We start from the raw sequence: 240 nt of genomic DNA on the forward strand, positions 1-240 counted from the left end.
GCAATCTGATTGTTCCAGCCGGTGTTTCTAGCTTCACAGTCACCGTCGCCACGATCAATGATGCTGTCGTTGATAGTGCTTCCCCAGAATCTTTACCATTAGTGATTGGTGGTGTGACAGGTAATGGCGGCATCATCGATGATGATCAACCAACGATCACGACAGTCGAACCAGGTGCACCAGGTGTTGCAGGTGACACGGTCATCGAAGGTAATGATCTGGTCTACACAGTCAGCTTAA

At 49.2% G+C, this 240-nt stretch carries 1 protein-coding gene; it reads left to right on the plus strand.

All coding sequences use genetic code 11. The features are described from left to right. The coding region (locus tag H8K33_RS19685; RefSeq protein ID WP_186892772.1) for a hypothetical protein at positions 1 to 240 on the plus strand (240 nt) is incomplete at both ends.

The sequence above is a fragment of the Affinundibacterium amnicola genome (genome assembly GCF_014284275.1).
Classification (GTDB): domain Bacteria; phylum Pseudomonadota; class Gammaproteobacteria; order Burkholderiales; family Burkholderiaceae_D; genus Undibacterium; species Undibacterium amnicola.